This window comes from Stenotrophomonas tumulicola, assembly GCF_014117215.1.
GTDB classification, from domain to species: domain Bacteria; phylum Pseudomonadota; class Gammaproteobacteria; order Xanthomonadales; family Xanthomonadaceae; genus Stenotrophomonas; species Stenotrophomonas tumulicola.
On record NZ_JACGXS010000001.1, the window covers coordinates 660,443 to 677,799 of the forward strand.

Below are 17,357 nucleotides of genomic sequence, written 5' to 3' on the forward strand. Positions count from 1 at the left end.
ATCGGGGCCATGAACGAGCCGATCCTGCTGCCCCGCGATATCGCCCACCAGCCCACCGACTGGGCAGACCTGCAGCGCGCAGTGAATCTGCTGGAAGCGCCGACGATCACCGCGCGCATGGCCAACCTGGTCGGTACGCCGCTGGAGTTCGCGGTCAGCCGGTTGCCGGCATCGGTGTCCAACCGCATCCACGGTGCGGTGCAGGCAGCGCTGTTCAAGGCGGTGCAGGCGGCGTTGCTGAGCATGGACAACACGCCCGGAAAATCCGCCTCCACGCGCTGGCACAAGCTGGCGGCCGCCACCTCGGGGGCCGTGGGCGGTGCGTTCGGTTTTGCCGCGCTGCTGATCGAGCTGCCGGTATCGACCACCATCATGATGCGGGCGGTGGCCGATGTGGCGCGCAGCGAAGGCTTCAACCTGGCCGATCTGTCTACCCGCCAGGCCTGCCTGGAAGTGTTCGCGCTGGGTGGCAATGCGAAGAGTGATGATGCCAGCGAAACCGGCTATTACCTGGCGCGCGGGTTCACCGCCGACGTGGTGCGCCACCTGTCGGCCGAACTGGCGGGGCGCGTGGTGACCGGGCGCAACCTGACCCTGGGCGTGGCGCCCAAGGAAGCCGGCAAGCTGCTGGCCAAGCTGGCGGAAAAAGTGGCGGCGCGTTTCGGCGTGGTGATCACCGAGAAGTTCGCCGCGCAGGCGGTGCCGATCGTCGGGGCGGCCACTGGCGCGGCATTGAATACGATGTTCACCGATTACTACCAGGACGTGGCGCGCGGCCATTTCATCGTGCGCCGGCTGGAGCTGAAGTATGGCGAGGACGTGGTACAGGCCTGCTACGAGAGGCTGGCAACCGGGCGCTGACGCCGGGCTGTGCCCTGTGCCCGCCTCATCGTTGCGCGGGCGGCACAACTGTATTGCCTTGATGGGCCTGTAAGCCCGCGCAGGCGGCCCCCATCCTTGCGGCATGCTTATTCCGCAAGGACTCTCCCCCATGTTGTTCACGCCTTACTCCCTCGGCCCGCTGCAGCTGGCCAACCGCATCGTGATGCCGCCGATGACCCGCTCGCGCGCGGCGCAGGGCAACACCGCCACGGCCGAGATGGCGCGCTATTACGCGCAGCGTGCATCGGCCGGCCTGATCGTCAGTGAAGGCACCCAGATCAGCCCGCAGGGGCAGGGCTATGCGTGGACGCCGGGCATCCACAGCGCCGAGCAGGTGGCCGCGTGGCGCGTGGTGACCGATGCGGTGCATGCCGCCGGCGGACGCATCTATGCCCAGCTGTGGCATGTTGGTCGGGTTTCGCACGTGGCCCTGCAGCCGGGTAATGCCGCGCCGGTGTCTTCGTCGGCGCTGCAGGCCGAAGGGGTGAAGGTCTTCGTCGACCCTACCGGCGCGGGCCCTGGAGCCGGCGTCGGCGAGATGGTCCAGCATTCGATGCCGCGTGCGCTGGCCGAGGAGGAGATTCCCGGCATCGTCGCGGAATACGCACAGGCCACCCGCAACGCGCTGGCGGCAGGTTTCGACGGTGTGGAACTGCACGGTGCCAACGGCTACCTGATCAACCAGTTCATCGATTCACGGGCCAACAACCGTACCGATGGTTACGGTGGTTCGCTGTCCCATCGCCTGCGTTTCCTGCGCGAGGTGGTTGCGGCGGTGGTGGGCATCGCCGGTGGCGATCGCGTGGGCGTGCGGCTGGCGCCGCTGACCACCCTGCAGGGCGCGGTGGACGATACCCCGCAGGCCACTTATCTGGCGGCGGCGCACCTGCTGGACCAGTTGGGCGTGGGTTACCTGCATATCGCCGAGGCCGACTGGGAAGATGCGCCGGTGATGCCGGTGGCGTTCAAGGAAGCGTTGCGGATCATCTATTCCGGCACGCTGATCTACGCGGGCAAGTACACCGTCGAGCGCGCCGAAGAAGCGCTGGCCAAGGGGTGGGCAGACCTGATCGGGTTTGGTCGGCCGTTCATCGCCAACCCGGACCTGCCGATACGGTTGCGTGAGGGCGCAGCATTGAATGCACCGGACCGGGCAACGTATTTCGGCGGTGGTGCCGAAGGGTTCACCGATTACCCGATGCTGGAAGAAGCCGCAGCGTAAGGTAACGCCGGGCCATGCCCGGCGGGAGCAGGTGGAGCGGGCCGATGGCCCGCTGGACACGGTAAAGGCAGCGGGTCATGGACCCGCTCCACCCACGCCACTGTCCTTGCCGTGCAGGTACAGGTGCATGTCCTGCTGCGGGTAGGGAATGTTGATGCCAGCCTTGTCGTACCCCAGTTTGAGCTGCTCCAGTAGGGTCACCTTGGTGCCGAAGTGGTCGTCGGCCAGCACATGGCAGCGGATGCCCAGGTTGATCGAGTGCGCGCCCAGCTCGTACACCACCACGTCCGGTGCCGGCGTGGCGAGCACGCGCTTGTCGGCTTTCATGATCGACAAGGCGGTGTCGCGTGCCAGCTGGATGTCATCCTCGTAACCGATGCCGATGACCAGCTCGATCCGGCGCGTGGGCTCGGCGGTGAGGTTGATGATCGGCTCGGCGGTGATCAGCGTATTGGGGATGGTGGTGTGCTGGTTGTCCGCACCGGTGAGGACGGTCTGGAAGATGCGCACTTCGCGCACGGTGCCGGTCTGCCCGGCCACGGTTACCACGTCGCCGACGCGGAAAGGACGCAGGGTCACCAGCATCACCCCGGAGGCGATGTTGGACAGCGAATCCTTCAAGGCCAGGCCGACGGCCAGGCCGGCGGTGCCCAGCACGGCCAGCAGCGGTGAGATCGGCACCCCGAGGGTCGCGATCGCCAGCACCGCCACGATCACCAGTGCGGCGGCATACACCACGTTGCGCATGAAGCTGCCCAGCATGGGGTCCAGCCCGACCCGTGCGGTGGCACGGGGCAGTACGTTGGACAACCGGCGTGCGATCCAGATGCCGACCAGCAGCACCACGATCGCACCGATCAGCGGCAGGCCGTAGGTTTCGAAGATGCGTTCCCAGTCCAGGTTCTGCAACCAGGATGCGCCGGGAAGCGGCGGAGCGGTGTCGGGGGTAGGGGCTGCGGCAGGCATGCGGATCTCCTGGGAGGACACTGGAAACAACAAGCCCCGCATACGCGGGGCTTGTGTGTCACAGGAGTATGTCGGCCAACCGGTAAAGATCCTGTCGCGGTACGCCGGGCCATGCCCGGCGTACCCTTAAAGATCCAGTCGCGGTAGCGCCGGGCCATGCCCGGCGTGCCCTCAACCGGCCTGCTTCAGCTTGGCCAGGCGCAGCCAGGTGTCGACCACGGTATCGGGGTTCAGCGATACCGATTCGATGCCTTCCTGCATCAGCCATTCGGCCAGGTCCGGGTGGTCCGACGGGCCCTGGCCGCAGATGCCGACGTACTTTCCCTTGGCGCGTGCCGACTTGATCGCCATCGACAGCAGCTTCTTCACGGCAGGGTTACGCTCGTCGAACAGGTGCGCGACGATCGACGAATCGCGGTCCAGGCCCAGGGTCAGCTGGGTCAGGTCGTTGGAACCGATCGAGAAGCCATCGAAGATCTCCAGGAACTCATCGGCGAGCAGTGCATTGGACGGCACTTCGCACATCATGATGATCTTCAGGCCGTTCTCGCCCTGCTTCAGGCCATTCTGTTCCAGCACTTCGACGACCTTGCGGCCTTCTTCCAGCGTGCGTACGAACGGAATCATCACCCACAGGTTGTCCAGGCCCATTTCGTTGCGCACGCGCAGCACGGCCTTGCATTCCAGCGCGAATGCTTCGGAGAAGCTGGAGTCGACGTAACGGCTGGCACCGCGGAAGCCGATCATCGGGTTCTCTTCGTGCGGTTCGTAGTTGCTGCCGCCGATCAGGTTGGCATACTCGTTGGACTTGAAGTCCGACAGGCGCACGATCACCGGGTTCGGTGCCACCGACGCGGTCAGCGTGGCGATGCCTTCGGCCAGGCGGCCCACGTAGAAGCTGACCGGGTCGGCGTAGCCGGCGATCTTCTCGTCGATCTTCTTCTTGGTTTCCGCATCCTGGCGGTCGTATTCCAGCAGCGCGTTCGGATGGATGCCGATATGGCTGGCGATGATCATTTCCAGGCGTGCCAGGCCGATGCCTGCGTTCGGCAGCTGGCCGAAATCGAAGGCACGTTCCGGGTTGGCCACGTTCATCATGATCTTCAGCGGCGCTGGCGGCATGTTGCCCAGGTCCGTGGTGGTGCGCTCGAACCCAAGCTTGCCTTCGTAGATGAAACCGGTATCGCCTTCGGCGCAGCTGACGGTCACTTCCTGGCCGTCCTGGATCAGCTGCGTGGCATTGCCCGAGCCGACCACGGCCGGCACGCCGAGTTCACGCGCGATGATCGCCGCGTGGCAGGTGCGGCCGCCCCGGTTGGTGACGATGGCCGAGGCACGCTTCATCACCGGCTCCCAGTCCGGGTCGGTCATGTCGGCGATCAGCACGTCGCCGGGCTGCACGCGGGCCATGTCGTCCAGCGACTTCACCACGCGCGCGGTGCCGGCACCGATCTTGGCGCCCACGGCGCGGCCTTCGGCCAGCACCTTGCCATCGGTCTGGGTCAGCGCGAAGCGCTCGATCTGGGTGGCATGGCTGCGCGACTTCACTGTCTCCGGACGCGCCTGCACGATGAACAGCTTGCCGCTGACACCGTCCTTGGCCCACTCGATGTCCATCGGGCGGCCGTAGTGCTTTTCGATGACCAGCGCCTGCTTGGACAGTTCCTGCACGTCCTCGTCGCTGATGGAGAAGGTGTTGCGCAGTTCGGCCGGAGTGTCTTCGATGCGCACGCGCTCACCGGGGACATCCGAATACACCATGCGGATTGCCTTGCTGCCCAGCGAACGGCGCAGGATCGCCGGCTTGCCGGCGGTCAGCGTGGGCTTGTAGACGTAGAACTCATCGGGATTCACTGCACCCTGCACGACCATCTCGCCCAGGCCGAACGAAGAGGTGACGAACACCACGTCGCGGAAGCCCGATTCGGTGTCCAGGGTGAACAGAACGCCCGACGAACCCACGCCTGAACGCACCATCAGCTGTACGCCGGCGGACAGGAACACGTCCTCGTGCTTGAAACCGTGGTGGACGCGGTAGGCGATGGCGCGGTCGTTGTACAGCGAGGCGAACACTTCCTTGACCTTCAGCACCACGTCGTCGGCGCCGGTCACGTTGAGGAAGGTTTCCTGCTGGCCGGCAAACGAGGCATCGGGCAGGTCTTCGGCGGTGGCCGAGGAGCGCACTGCCACGGCGACATCACCGCCGCCGTTGTCGGCGCTCAGCTTTGCATAGGCGCTGCGGATGTCCTGGTCCAGCTGCGGCTGCAGCGGGGCGTCGATCACCCAGCCGCGGATTTCCTTGCCGGCTACGGTCAATGCGGCAACGTCCTCGACATCCAGCGTGGCCAGCTTGTCGAAAATCCGCTTGGACAGGTCGTTGTGGGCAATGAAGTCCTTGAAGGCTTCAGAGGTCGTGGCATAGCCACCGGGCACGGAGACCCCGAGACCGTCGAGATTGCCGATCATTTCGCCAAGCGACGAATTCTTGCCACCTACGCGGGCCAGGTCGGCCAAGCGCAGTTCGTGCAACCACAGGATATTCTCGTTCAAGCGCGATGCTCCGTATGGCCATCGCCCGAGGCGGGCTGGGAATGGCCGCGTCCGTAGGAAGAAGCCGCTATGATGCCGGTCGGACGGCCATCGGCACAAGCTTGCGATGGCACTGGTTTTAGGTTTCACACTGGGAAAAAGCGCGAATGACGACCATCCGACCGGTGTTTTATGTTTCCGATGGAACCGGTATCACCGCTGAAACCATTGGGCATAGCCTGCTGACCCAGTTCGCTGGATTCAGTTTCGTTACCGACCGGATGTCGTTCATCGACGATCCTGAAAAGGCTACTGAAGCCTGTGCCCGGATCCGGGCGGCGGGCGAACGCTACCAGGTGCGGCCGATCGTGGTGAATTCCTGCGTGGACCAGGGCCTGAGCGTGATCCTGGCCGGGAGCGGGGCGTTGATGCTGGACGTTTTCGCCCCTTTCATTGAAACCCTGGAGGCCGAGCTGTCCTCGCCGCGGGTGTCGCGGGTGGGCCAGGCGCACGGCATGGTCGACTTCGAAACCTACCATCGCCGCATCAACGCGATGAACTTCGCGCTGAGCCACGATGATGGAATCGCGGTGAATTACGATGACGCCGATGTCATCCTGGTGGCGGTATCACGGGCCGGCAAAACCCCGACCTGTATTTACCTGGCATTGCATTACGGGGTCAGCGCGGCCAATTATCCGCTGACCGACGAGGACCTGGACAGCGAACGGTTGCCGCCGCGCCTGCGCAATTACCGGCGCAAGCTGTTTGGCCTGACCATCGACCCGGAGCGGCTGCAGCAGATCCGCCAGGAACGGCGGCCGAACTCGCGTTATGCCAGTGCCGAGACCTGCCGGAAGGAAGTAGCCATTGCCGAACGCATGTTCCAGATGGAACGGATTCCCACGCTGAGCACCACGCATACCTCGATCGAGGAGATTTCCAGCAAGGTGCTGGCGACGCTGGGGCTGCGCCGCGAGATGTATTGAGCCGCGCCCGGCTCGGGTAGCGCCGGGCCATGCCCGGCGGATTGTCGGATAAGAGCGGGCCGCTGCGCTCGCCGAGCATGGCTCGGCGCTACGGGTGGTTCGGTGCTCGGGTAGCGCCGGGCCATGCCCGGCGGATTGCCGGCTAAGGGCGGACCGCTGCGCTCGCCGAGCATGGCTCGGCGCTACGGGTGGTTCGATGCTCGGGTGGCGCCGGGCCATGCCCGGCGGATTGTCGGCTAAGGATGGGCCGCTGCGCTCGCCGAGCATGGCTCGGCGCTACGGGTGGTTCGGTGCTCGGGTAGCGCCGGGCCATGCCCGGCGGATTGTCGGATAAGAGCGGGCCGCTGCGCTCGCCGAGCATGGCTCGGCGCTACGGGGGGTTCGGTGCTCGGGTAGCGCCGGGCCATGCCCGGCGGATTGTCGGCTAAGGGCGGGCCGCTGCGCTCGCCGAGCATGGCTCGGCGCTGCAGAACGTGTAGGATCAATCCATGGCACGAGCACGTCCCCGCATCGAACGCATCCCACGGCTGAGCCGGCTGAGCTGGTTGATGGGGCTGTATGCGGAAAACCACCGGCACCTGGTGCGACTGTTCGCCCCCGGCGACCTGGTGGTCGGCAGCTATGTGTCCTCGGTGGGCGATGGGCTGGACGTGCGCCTGGACGTTATTGCCTGCCATGCCTACACGGTGGAACTGCGCCTGACCTACGACCTGTGCGACCCGGTGACCGGGCAGCCGGATCCGTCGGCCTATATCCGCCTGTACCGCGATGCGCGGCAGGCAGAGACCACCCATTGCTACGTGGGCCGCCGCTGGCAGGACGTGGTCGGCATGTATCCGCCGCCGGCTGAGCTGATCAGCCACCGCATGCGCATGAACACCTTCCTGGGCAAATGGCTGGAATACCTGGCCGAACGCGGTCATGGCGTGGCGACGCTGGTGCGCGACCCGCATGCGGCGGCGGCCATGACTGCCGGACGGCGCCTGTCGCTGGTTCCCTGATCGTCCATAATCGTCGGCTTCCCCACCGCTGGAACGCCGCATGCCGTACACGCCGATCGTCGCCACCCTGGGCTATGTGCTTTCGCCGGATCGTCGCCAGGTGCTGATGATCCATCGCAACACGCGGCCGGGGGACCATCACCTGGGCAAGTACAACGGGCTGGGTGGCAAGCTGGATCCGGACGAGGACGTGGCGGCCGGCATGCGCCGGGAGATCCAGGAAGAGGCCGGGATCGACTGCACCTCGATGCAGTTGCGCGGCACCATCAGCTGGCCGGGTTTCGGCAAGCACGGCGAGGACTGGTTCGGTTTCGTGTTCGTGGTGGACGCGTTCGAAGGCACCCCGCATGCGGGCAACCATGAAGGCACGCTGGAATGGGTGGACCGGGACAAGCTGGACGCGCTGCCGATGTGGGAAGGCGACCGCCATTTCCTGCCGCTGGTGTTCGACGCGGACCCGCGTCCGTTCCATGGCGTCATGCCTTATCGTGATGGACGTATGCAGTCGTGGAAGTACAGCCGCCTGTAACGCGCCATGGCGGGTAGTGGCGGGCCATGCCCGTCAATCAGCCACGGCCAGGGCGCGTCGGTGCGTCACTTGTCCACAGGGGGTGTGGATTGTTGGTGAGCAACTTTGTGGATAACCGCCATGCGGCCCCGAGGGCCAAGGCTGTCAAGATGGGTGGCCAAAAATTCACCACGAATGAAGATATGTGATGGCCGGATGAACGGGCCCCCGAGCGCAGCTGTCGCCCTGCTGTCTGTCGCCGTGATGCCCGCTCGCGTAACCTGTAACCCACCGTTGTCCCGTGAGTTTCCATGAAACGACACTTCTCCATGCTGCGCGAGTTCCACCTGGCAGACTGGTTCACCCTGGCCAACGCGTTCTGCGGCACCGGTGCGGTGTTTGCCGCCATGCGGTTCCTGCAGGATGGGGCGCATGGCTATCTGCTGTTCGGCATGGCGCTGATCCCGCTGGCTTTCATCTTCGATGCGCTGGACGGGCGCATCGCGCGCTGGCGCAAATCCAGTTCCACCCTGGGTCGCGAGCTGGATTCGTTGTCCGACGTGATTTCCTTCGGCGTGGCGCCGGCCGCGCTGGCCTATGCCTGTGGCATGCAGGGCGGCTGGGACTGGCTGGTGCTGAGTTACTTCGTCTGCTGCGGTGTGAGCCGCCTGGCGCGCTACAACGTTACCGCCGAGGCATTGGCCGAAGGCGAGGACAAGGTGCCGTATTTCGAGGGCACGCCCATTCCCAGCAGCCTGCTGCTGGTGATCGTGCTGGCCATTGCCGCCAGCACCGGCGGCATCGGCGCCGACCTGTGGCTGGGCCAGTGGCAGGTCGGTCCGTGGCAGTTGCATCCGCTGGTGTTGCTGTTCGCGTTGTCGGGGTCGCTGATGATCAGCAAGACCCTGCATGTCCCCAAACCTTGATGCGGAAACAGGCATGAGCGAGCACGGCAGCGACAACGACAAGGGCTTCGAGGACCTGGCGCGGCAGTATTACAGCGCTTGGGGCGATGCATTGCGCCACGCGGGAAGCACCGGCGTGGGCGGTGGCGGCAACGACCCGGGAGACTGGAAGCAGGTGCTGGACTGGTGGGCGCAGTTGCTGCCCGAGCGTGGCCCCGGCCCCGCCGATGATGCCCTGCATCGTTTCCGCCAGCAGGCCGGCGGCTGGTACGGCACCATGCAGCAGGTCGCGGCGCGCTTTGCCGGTCGCGATGCCAGCAGTGCCGATGTCGCCCAGGCCTGGCGCGAAGCGGTGATGGGGCAGGGCAAGGACGAGGGGCTGCTGCACTGGATGTTGCAGGGCGCGCGCGGCAGCACCGGCGTGGAGGGTGGCCTGGACGATATCGTCGGCATGCTGGAGCAATGGCAGGAGCGCCTGGCGCCGTGGTTGCAGGGGCCGGCATTCGGTCCGGGACGCGAGCACCAGGCACGCTGGCAGAAGCTGCTGCAGGCGCAGCAGGAGTTCCAGGCGCACTCCAATGCGTATGTCGAGCAGATCCGGCAGGCGCTGGACGATGCTTTCGCGTTGTTCGAAAAACGGCTGGGTGAGCACGAAACGCCGGGCAGCCAGCTGACCAGTGCGCGGGCGATGTTCGACCTGTGGATCGAGGTGGCCGAAGAGGCCTATGCCAAGGTCGCGCTGTCCGATGCGTTCCAGCAGGTCTATGCCTCGCTGGGCAATGCGCAGATGCGCCTGCGGTCGGCCGTGCAGCGCGAAGTGGAGCAGATCAGCGAGCGGGTGGGGCTGCCCACGCGCACCGAGATGGATGCGGCGCACCAGCGCATCGCGGAGCTGGAGCGGCAGCTCCGGCGCCTGCAGGCCACGGTCGAACAGTTGAGCGGGACCGCGCAGGACGACCCTTGGGCACAGGCGGCGCAACCGGCGACGGCCAAGGTCGCCAAGGCGGCACCCCGGGCCCGCAAGCGTGCTGCGCCCGCACCGTCCCCGGCGCCCGGCCCGCGCAGGGCCGCAGCCGCGAAGAAGAGCCCACCCAAGCCACGGAAACCACGCACATGAAAGGCCCGTTGGGCTTCAACGCCGATGACCTGATGCAGGAGACCCTGGCCATGCAGCGCAAGCTGATGGAAGGCCTGCAACTGCTGCCATCGGTGGACGACGTGGATTACGGCGCGACCGCCCGCGAAGAGATATGGCGCGACGGCAAGGTGGCGCTGTACCGCTTCGTCGGCACCGAGGCGCCCACCCGGAAGCGCCCGCTGCTGATCGTCTATGCGCTGGTCAACCGTCCCTACATGGTCGACCTGCAGGCTGATCGTTCGCTGGTGCAGAAACTGCTGGCGCTGGGCCATGACGTATACGTGCTGGACTGGGGCTACCCGGACCGATCCGCGCGTTACCTGACGCTGGAAGACTACCTGCTGCGCTTCATCGACGGTGCGGTGGACGCCCTGGCCCGCCGCAGTGGCGGCCCGGTGGACATGCTCGGCATCTGCCAGGGCGGCGTATTCGCGCTGTGTTACGCCGCGCTGCGCCAACGCAAGCTGGCCAACCTGGTGACCATGGTCACCCCGGTCGATTTCCATACGCCCGACAACATGCTCTCGCACTGGGCGCGGCACGTGGACGTGGACCTGCTGGTGGACACGCTGGGGAACATCCCGGCCGATCTGATGAACGCCAGCTACCTGATGCTCAAGCCGTTCCGGCTCAATGTGCAGAAGTACGTGGGGCTGCTGGACATCCTCGACGACAAGGCCGCGCTGGAGGATTTCCTGCGCATGGAGAAGTGGATCTTCGATTCCCCGGACCTGGCGGGCGAGGCGTTCCGCGACTTCATCAAGCAGTTCTACCAGGCCAACGGATTGATCGAAGGCGGGGTGCGGATCGGCGCGGAAACGGTCGACCTGGCCAAGGTGACGCTGCCGGTGCTGAACATCTACGCCGAGCAGGACCACCTGGTGCCGCCGGATGCATCGCGCGCGATGCGTGGCCGGCTGGGCTCCACCGATTACACCGAATCCAGCTTCCGCGGCGGGCATATCGGGATATATGTTTCCGGCAGGGCCCAGCGCGAGGTGCCTGCGACCATCCATGGGTGGCTGCTGGCGCGCGAGGCCACCTGACGTAGACAGCACTGCGGTTACAGTCGGTGCACTTGAACCGGAGCCTGCCCATGAACACCGCCACGCCCCGTACCCTGTCGCGTTCACTGAACGACCGCATGATTGCCGGTGTCATGGGCGGCATTGCCCACCGCTTCGGCTGGAGCGCCACGCTGCTGCGCATCCTGTTCGTGATCATTTCGATCGCTTCGGCCGCCTTTCCCGGCATCCTGGTCTACCTGATCCTGTGGCTGCTGATTCCCAACGAAGCCGATTGAGCCGGTCCCCGCCATGGCTGCGCCTGCTGCAGGTGCTGGGCGCCCTGTGGACCGCACCCAATACGCTGATCGGCCTGGCCGGTGGCGCGGTGGGCATGCTGGCCGGGGCACGCCCGCGCTGGAGCGCGCGTGACTGCGCCGTGGTGTTCGATCACTGGCCGTGGGGGCCGGGCGGGGCCATCACGCTGGGCAACGTCATCCTGCACACCGGTGCGGACCTGGGCATTGCCTGCCGCACCTATGCACACCAGGCAGGCCGCTGCGTGGAGCCGATGATCCGCCTGGACGACCACGAGCGCGCACATGTTTACCAGTACCTGGTGCTGGGGCCGCTGTACCTGCCGGTCTACCTGCTGTGCGGCGGCGTCAGCGTGCGCAATCCGTTCGAACGGGCGGCGGATCATTACGCGCGGCATGGCCACGGCTGGTGGCCCCGCTAGCCGGCATCGACGACCGTTACGTTACTGTCCCGTTAAAAACACGTAAGCATTTCGCTGGAAACGGCCGTCATTTCCATGCAACGGGTCGTCATTACCCTTGGTGACAAGCCAGTCAGCCAGGACGCGCTATGCTGGCCCAAGGTGGTGGTGATGGCAGTACTGCAGCCGCCTCCTGATAGCAATGCAGTACGTAACGTAGAGGAAGACATCACATGGCAATTGTTCTTTATGTCGGTGGTAGCAAGGACGGCGACAAGGGCGTGATGCCCTATGGCTTCAGCAAATCCCGCGCCGATACCGCGCTGGGGCCGGAGATCTACACGGAGCGGTTCATGGAACTGCAGGGCGTGGGCAAGGTCAGGTTGATGGCGCTGGAAGGGCTGCGCGACGACATCGTCATGCAGCAAGCCGCCCGCCACTACCGCTGATCATCAGCAGGGGCCCGGACACGCCGCCAACGCGTGTCCTGGCCATGGGCCTGCCGCATGTAGTGCCGGGCCACGCCCGGCGACGGATCCCCAGCCCATTGCAAGGATGCCGTCGCCGGCAGGATTCCTGCCTCTGTTTCCAGCCCGCTTGTCAACGCCTTCCCGCGCCCGCCATGCCGGGCCAGAATGGGGTCTTTCCGCAACGCGGCCCCGGCCGGAAGCAATGTCAGACATCAAGCTTGCCCAGCAGATCGCCCAGACCATCGCCGACGAGATCGGTGCCCAGGCCGCCCAGGCGCGTGCCGCCATCGCCCTGCTGGATGAAGGCGCCAGCGTTCCTTTCATCGCGCGCTACCGAAAGGAAGTTACCGGGGGGCTGGACGATACCCAGCTGCGCAACCTGGAAACCCGCCTGACCTACCTGCGCGAACTGGAAGATCGCCGTGCCGCGGTGCTGGCCAGCATCGACGAACAGGGCAAGCTCAGCGACGAACTGCGCAATGACATCCTCGCCGCCGACACCAAGAGCCGGCTGGAAGACCTGTACCTGCCCTACAAGCCCAAGCGCCGCACGCGTGCGCAGATTGCCCGCGAGGCGGGGCTGGAGCCGCTGGCCGATGGCCTGCTGGCTGATCCGATGCTGGATCCGCAGGTGTTCGCTGCCGGTTTCGTCGATGCCGGCAAGGGCGTGGCCGATGCCAAGGCCGCACTGGAAGGTGCGCGCGCGATAGTGATGGAACGCTGGGGCGAAGACGCGGCGCTGGTGGGCGAACTGCGTGCATGGCTGTCGACCACCGGCGTGATCCGTGCACGCGTGGCCGAGGGCAAGGAAAACGAAGGCGCCAAGTACCGCGATTATTTCGAGCATGCCGAACCGCTGGCGAAGATTCCCTCGCACCGGTTGCTGGCATTGTTCCGCGCGCGGCGCGAAGAGATCCTGTACCTGGAACTGGACCCGGGCACGGATGCCGAGGCTGGCCACCAGTATGCCGAAGGGCGCGTGGCCTACCGCGCCGGCATTGCCGACCAGGGCCGCCCGGCCGACCGCTGGCTGCTGGATGCCTGCCGCCTGGCGTGGCGTGCAAAGCTGCACATGCACCTGCTGCTGGACCTGTTCAACCAGGCCCGCGAAAAGGCCGAGGCCGAGGCGATCACGGTGTTCGGCGACAACCTGAAGGACCTGCTGCTGGCCGCGCCGGCCGGCCCGAAGACGGTGCTTGGCCTGGACCCCGGCATCCGTACCGGTTGCAAGGTGGCGGTGGTCGATGCCACCGGCAAGCTGGTGGCCACCGACACCATCTATCCGCACGAGCCACGCAGGCAGTGGGAACAGTCGCTGCAGGCACTCAAGCACCTGTGCAGCAAGCACGACGTGGAACTGATCGCGATCGGCAACGGTACCGCCAGCCGGGAGACCGACAAGCTGGCCGGTGAGGTGATCTCGGCCTGCGGCAATCCGAAACTGCAGAAGGTGGTGGTCAGCGAGGCCGGTGCATCGGTGTATTCGGCATCAGAGTTCGCGGCCAGGGAATTCCCGGACCTGGACGTGTCGATCCGCGGCGCGGTGTCCATCGCGCGTCGCCTGCAGGATCCGCTGGCGGAACTGGTGAAGATCGAACCCAAGGCGATCGGCGTGGGCCAGTACCAGCACGACGTGGACCAGTATCGGCTGGCGCGTGCGCTGGAGGCCCGCGTGGAGGACTGCGTCAACGCGGTCGGGGTGCACGTCAACACGGCGTCGGCCGCACTGCTGTCGCGGGTGTCCGGCCTGTCGTCCACCGTCGCCGAGAACATCGTGCGCCACCGCGACGAAAACGGGCCGTTCAAGCGCCGCAAGGACCTGCTGAAAGTGGCGCGGCTGGGCGACAAGACTTTCGAACAATGTGCGGGCTTCCTGCGCATTGCCGACGGCGACCAGCCGCTGGATGCCTCCGCCGTGCACCCGGAGGCCTATCCGGTGGTGGAACGGATCGTGGCCGCCAGCGCCCGCCCGATCAAGGCGTTGATCGGCGATGGCAGCTTCCTGCGCGCGTTGAAGGCCGAACAGTTCACCGACGAGAAGTTCGGCGTGCCGACCGTGCGCGATATCCTCAAGGAGCTTGAGAAACCCGGCCGCGATCCACGCCCGGACTTCAAGGCGGCGCGCTTCGCCGATGGCGTGGAAGACATCAAGGACCTGCGCGAAGGCATGGTGCTGGAAGGGGTGGTCAGCAACGTGGCCGCATTCGGCGCCTTCGTCGATATCGGCGTGCACCAGGACGGGCTGGTGCATATCTCGGCGCTGTCGGACACCTTCGTCAAGGACCCGCGCGACGTGGTCAAGGCTGGCGATATCGTCAAGGTGAAGGTGCTGGAGGTGGACGTGGCGCGCAAGCGCATCGCACTGACCCGGCGCCTGGACGACACGCCCGGACAGGCAACCAGCAGGGCGGGCGCGCGTGACGAGCGTGGCGCAGGCCATGCCGGGCGCCGCGAGGGCGGTGGCGGGCGCGGCCAGGCGCGGGGTAACGGGGGCGCGGGCGGCAATCGTCCCGGCCAGTCCGCGGCGCCGGCCAACAACGCGCTGGCCGACGCATTCGCCCGCGCCAAACGCGGCTGAGCCAAGCGCAGCGGGCCGGTCCATCGTGACCGGCCCTGCCTCGCACGCCGGAAACGGGCGGGGGGCTTACGCAATGGGCCGGTATTGCGCACACTTCGATGCGAATGGGCCCTGCCGGGTCCGGACCAGAAGCCGGGGGGGCCATGACGGTCAATGCTGCAGGCGTGGCAATCGGAGCATGTCGCAAGCCGATGGCAGGCGTATGCCATGCCGCAGGTGGGCGTCGGCGATGAGCTCGGGCTCACCGGCTTCCAGCGATGACATGCGCGAGTGCCTGGAGCAGGCACTGGAACAGGTGCGCCGGCTGCGCATGATCATCGATGGCAGCGCGGCCGGCACCTGGGAATGGAATCCGCAGAGCGGCTGGATGCAGGTAAACGAGCGCTGGGCGGAGATCGTCGGTTACGCGCTGCACGAGTTGCAGCCGGTATCTTCCGATACGTTCGTGCAGTTGGTGCACCCGGACGACCTGCAGCGCTCGGACGCCGCGCTGCAGGCGCATTTCGATGGGCTGGCTGCGCATTACGAGTGCCTGCTGCGCATGCGCCACCGCGATGGCCGATGGGTCTGGGTGCAGGACCGCGGCCGTGTCTACGAATGGGACGGGCAGGGCAGGCCGCTGTGGATGGCCGGTGCGCACGCCGATGTGAGCGACCTGCAGCAGGCACGCCATGACGTGGCCGGTGCACGGCAGCGGCTGCAGGCAATCGTGGATGCATCCGACGAAGTGGCGGTGATCGTGACCGATGTGCAGGGCGTGATCACGCTGTTCAATTCCGGCGCCGAACGGCTGCTGGGGTATCGCGCCGAAGAGGTGGTCGGGCAGGCCAGCCCGGTGCTGTTCCACGATGAGCAGGAAGTGCAGGCGTTCCTGCAGGCGCAGCCGGCGACGGAAGGGGCCGGGCTGGATCTGTTTGCCATCTTCAGTGCGCGGGCGCGCGAGCATACGTTTTCGCGGCAATGGACGTTCCTGCGCAAGGATGGCCAGCACCGCCAGGTGCGCCTGTCGATCAGTGCGCTGTCCGATGCGCAGGGCGAGGTCACCGGCTTCGTGGGCATGGCCACCGACGTGACCGAGATGCTGCAGGCGCGTGCCGAAGCGCGGCTGGCGGAGGAAACCTTCGCCGGCGCCTTCACCAGTGCCGCGCTGGGCATGGCGCTGGTGTCGCTGGACGGCACGTGGCTGGACGTCAACGAGGCGCTATGCCGGATCCTCGGCTATTCCCGCCAGGAACTGCTGCAGGTCGATTTCCAGCAGCTTACCCATCCGGATGACCTGCCGGCGGAACTGCAGATGGTGCAGGACCTGCTTGCCGGGGAGCGTGCGCACTTCCATCTTGAAAAGCGCTACGTCGGTCGTGATGGCAACCTGGTGTGGGCGCGGCTGTCGGTATCGCTGGTGCGCGACGAGCGCGGTGATCCGCTGCACTTCGTGTCGCAGATCCAGGACGTGAGCGCGCAGCGGGCCAGCGAGCAACGCCTGGTGGATACCGAACAGCGCAGCCGCATCACCCTGGATGCGGTGACCGACCTGGTGCTGAGCGTGGACATGCAGGGGCGGATAGAACACGTGAACGCGGCGGCGCGGCACTGGCTCGCCCACGGCGCGGCGGATGCGCTGCACGGGCGTTTCGTGGGCGAGGTGATGCAGCTGACCACCGAATATGCACCGCTGTCGCCGCTGGACCTGTCGGTGCTGCTGGACCCGGATGGCAACGCCGTGGACCTGCATTCGGACCTGCTGCTGGTGCACGCCCACGGCCACGTGCCGATCGACCTGTCGCAGGCCTGGCTGCACGACGATGGCGGCGCGTTGCGGGGGGCGGTCTGGGTGATCCGTGACGTCACCCAGTTGCGTGCCCGCCAGCGTGAAGCACGCCAGCTGGCCGAACTGGATCCGCTGACCGACCTGGTCAACCGGCGCGGCTTCGAGGCGCACCTGCAGCAGGCCATCGCCCGTCTCGAGCGCACCGGCCAGGCGGCATCGCTGATGTTCATCGACCTGGACCGCTTCAAGCCGGTCAACGATACCTGGGGGCATCTTGCCGGTGACGCGGTGTTGTGGGCAGTGGCCAATGTGCTGCGCCAGGGCGTGCGCGATTCGGACGTGGTGGCCCGGCTGGGTGGCGACGAGTTCGCGGTGATCCTGGTGGGATGTTCGCTGCGGCGCGCGCGCCGGATCGCCGGCGACCTGCTGCATGCCATCGGGGGGCTGGAGATTCCCTGGGAAGGGCAGCAGCTGCGCGTCGGCGCCAGCATCGGCATCGCATCCATCCAGCCGGGGATGCGCGTGGACGAAGCGGTGGCATCGGCCGATGCGCAGTGTTACCGCGCCAAGGCAGCCGGACGCAACAACGTGCAGACCGAAAAAGGGGACGGAGGGAATTAAGTGAACTTAATTTCCTCCGTCCCCTTTTTCGGTTCTCAGCTGATGAGAGCGGTGCGCG

15 protein-coding genes are annotated in these 17,357 nt (G+C 66.3%); 13 read left to right on the plus strand and 2 right to left on the minus strand.

Annotated elements, in window-relative coordinates; genetic code table 11:
- The first annotated feature begins 9 nt into the window (after window positions 1-9).
- Window positions 10-861, plus strand: coding sequence for an EcsC family protein (locus H4O11_RS03080; protein WP_182337949.1), 852 nt, complete (start codon window positions 10-12; stop codon window positions 859-861).
- A gap of 130 nt (window positions 862-991) precedes the next feature.
- Window positions 992-2,104, plus strand: a complete 1,113-nt coding sequence (locus H4O11_RS03085) for an alkene reductase (protein WP_182337950.1) — start codon at window positions 992-994, stop codon at window positions 2,102-2,104.
- Window positions 2,105-2,179: 75 nt separating this feature from the next.
- On the opposite strand, the gene H4O11_RS03090 is transcribed toward H4O11_RS03085, so the two are convergent.
- Both H4O11_RS03090 and ppsA read right to left on the minus strand, forming a co-directional pair.
- Window positions 2,180-3,070 (minus strand): mechanosensitive ion channel family protein, encoded by an 891-nt coding sequence (locus tag H4O11_RS03090; RefSeq protein WP_182337951.1) that lies wholly within the window; start codon window positions 3,068-3,070, stop codon window positions 2,180-2,182.
- Window positions 3,071-3,241: 171 nt separating this feature from the next.
- Window positions 3,242-5,620, minus strand: coding sequence for a phosphoenolpyruvate synthase (ppsA, locus tag H4O11_RS03095; RefSeq protein WP_182337952.1), 2,379 nt, complete (start codon window positions 5,618-5,620; stop codon window positions 3,242-3,244).
- A 146-nt stretch (window positions 5,621-5,766) separates the two neighbouring features.
- On the opposite strand from ppsA, the gene ppsR reads away from it, so the two are divergent.
- From ppsR to H4O11_RS03150, 11 genes are all read left to right on the plus strand, one after another.
- Window positions 5,767-6,588, plus strand: coding sequence for a posphoenolpyruvate synthetase regulatory kinase/phosphorylase PpsR (gene ppsR, locus H4O11_RS03100; protein WP_182337953.1), 822 nt, complete (start codon window positions 5,767-5,769; stop codon window positions 6,586-6,588).
- A 488-nt stretch (window positions 6,589-7,076) separates the two neighbouring features.
- On the plus strand, window positions 7,077-7,589 hold the full coding sequence (locus H4O11_RS03105) for a DUF1249 domain-containing protein (RefSeq protein WP_182337954.1): 513 nt from the start codon (window positions 7,077-7,079) through the stop codon (window positions 7,587-7,589).
- A 40-nt stretch (window positions 7,590-7,629) separates the two neighbouring features.
- On the plus strand, window positions 7,630-8,118 hold the full coding sequence (locus H4O11_RS03110; RefSeq protein WP_182337955.1) for an NUDIX hydrolase: 489 nt from the start codon (window positions 7,630-7,632) through the stop codon (window positions 8,116-8,118).
- Between the two features lie 290 nt (window positions 8,119-8,408).
- Window positions 8,409-9,023 carry a CDP-alcohol phosphatidyltransferase family protein gene (locus H4O11_RS03115; RefSeq protein ID WP_182337956.1) on the plus strand — a complete coding sequence of 205 codons (615 nt, stop codon included), beginning with the start codon at window positions 8,409-8,411 and terminating at the stop codon, window positions 9,021-9,023.
- 13 nt (window positions 9,024-9,036) lie between these two features.
- Complete coding sequence (gene phaE / locus H4O11_RS03120) at window positions 9,037-10,119, plus strand: class III poly(R)-hydroxyalkanoic acid synthase subunit PhaE (protein WP_182338405.1); 1,083 nt, start codon at window positions 9,037-9,039, stop codon at window positions 10,117-10,119.
- Window positions 10,116-11,186, plus strand: a complete 1,071-nt coding sequence (locus tag H4O11_RS03125; protein WP_182337957.1) for a class III poly(R)-hydroxyalkanoic acid synthase subunit PhaC — start codon at window positions 10,116-10,118, stop codon at window positions 11,184-11,186. Before phaE ends, H4O11_RS03125 begins: the two co-directional genes overlap by 4 nt.
- A 50-nt stretch (window positions 11,187-11,236) precedes the next feature.
- Window positions 11,237-11,443, plus strand: a complete 207-nt coding sequence (locus tag H4O11_RS03130; protein WP_182337958.1) for a PspC domain-containing protein — start codon at window positions 11,237-11,239, stop codon at window positions 11,441-11,443.
- The gene (locus H4O11_RS03135) at window positions 11,440-11,883 is read left to right on the plus strand and encodes a hypothetical protein (RefSeq protein WP_182337959.1); all 444 of its coding nucleotides are present in this window, start codon (window positions 11,440-11,442) and stop codon (window positions 11,881-11,883) included. The genes H4O11_RS03130 and H4O11_RS03135 overlap by 4 nt, the downstream gene beginning before the upstream one ends.
- Before the next feature lie 212 nt (window positions 11,884-12,095).
- Complete coding sequence (locus H4O11_RS03140) at window positions 12,096-12,311, plus strand: hypothetical protein (RefSeq protein ID WP_182337960.1); 216 nt, start codon at window positions 12,096-12,098, stop codon at window positions 12,309-12,311.
- Window positions 12,312-12,534: 223 nt separating this feature from the next.
- A complete protein-coding gene (locus H4O11_RS03145) occupies window positions 12,535-14,910 on the plus strand; it encodes a Tex family protein (protein ID WP_182337961.1) in 2,376 nt (791 codons plus the stop codon).
- Window positions 14,911-15,139: 229 nt separating this feature from the next.
- Window positions 15,140-17,299, plus strand: coding sequence for a PAS domain S-box protein (locus H4O11_RS03150; RefSeq protein WP_182337962.1), 2,160 nt, complete (start codon window positions 15,140-15,142; stop codon window positions 17,297-17,299).
- The last annotated feature ends 58 nt before the right edge of the window (window positions 17,300-17,357 follow it).

Coding starts and splice junctions, on each gene's coding strand:
- H4O11_RS03115 (WP_182337956.1), top strand. CDS start 8,409: ATGAAACGACACTTCTCCATGCTGCGCGAGTTCCACCTGGCAGACTGG.
- H4O11_RS03140 (WP_182337960.1), top strand. CDS start 12,096: ATGGCAATTGTTCTTTATGTCGGTGGTAGCAAGGACGGCGACAAGGGC.
- H4O11_RS03080 (WP_182337949.1), top strand. CDS start 10: ATGAACGAGCCGATCCTGCTGCCCCGCGATATCGCCCACCAGCCCACC.
- H4O11_RS03090 (WP_182337951.1), bottom strand. CDS start 3,070: ATGCCTGCCGCAGCCCCTACCCCCGACACCGCTCCGCCGCTTCCCGGC.
- H4O11_RS03145 (WP_182337961.1), top strand. CDS start 12,535: ATGTCAGACATCAAGCTTGCCCAGCAGATCGCCCAGACCATCGCCGAC.
- H4O11_RS03130 (WP_182337958.1), top strand. CDS start 11,237: ATGAACACCGCCACGCCCCGTACCCTGTCGCGTTCACTGAACGACCGC.
- H4O11_RS03150 (WP_182337962.1), top strand. CDS start 15,140: ATGAGCTCGGGCTCACCGGCTTCCAGCGATGACATGCGCGAGTGCCTG.
- H4O11_RS03085 (WP_182337950.1), top strand. CDS start 992: ATGTTGTTCACGCCTTACTCCCTCGGCCCGCTGCAGCTGGCCAACCGC.
- H4O11_RS03105 (WP_182337954.1), top strand. CDS start 7,077: ATGGCACGAGCACGTCCCCGCATCGAACGCATCCCACGGCTGAGCCGG.
- H4O11_RS03125 (WP_182337957.1), top strand. CDS start 10,116: ATGAAAGGCCCGTTGGGCTTCAACGCCGATGACCTGATGCAGGAGACC.
- ppsR (WP_182337953.1), top strand. CDS start 5,767: ATGACGACCATCCGACCGGTGTTTTATGTTTCCGATGGAACCGGTATC.
- phaE (WP_182338405.1), top strand. CDS start 9,037: ATGAGCGAGCACGGCAGCGACAACGACAAGGGCTTCGAGGACCTGGCG.
- H4O11_RS03110 (WP_182337955.1), top strand. CDS start 7,630: ATGCCGTACACGCCGATCGTCGCCACCCTGGGCTATGTGCTTTCGCCG.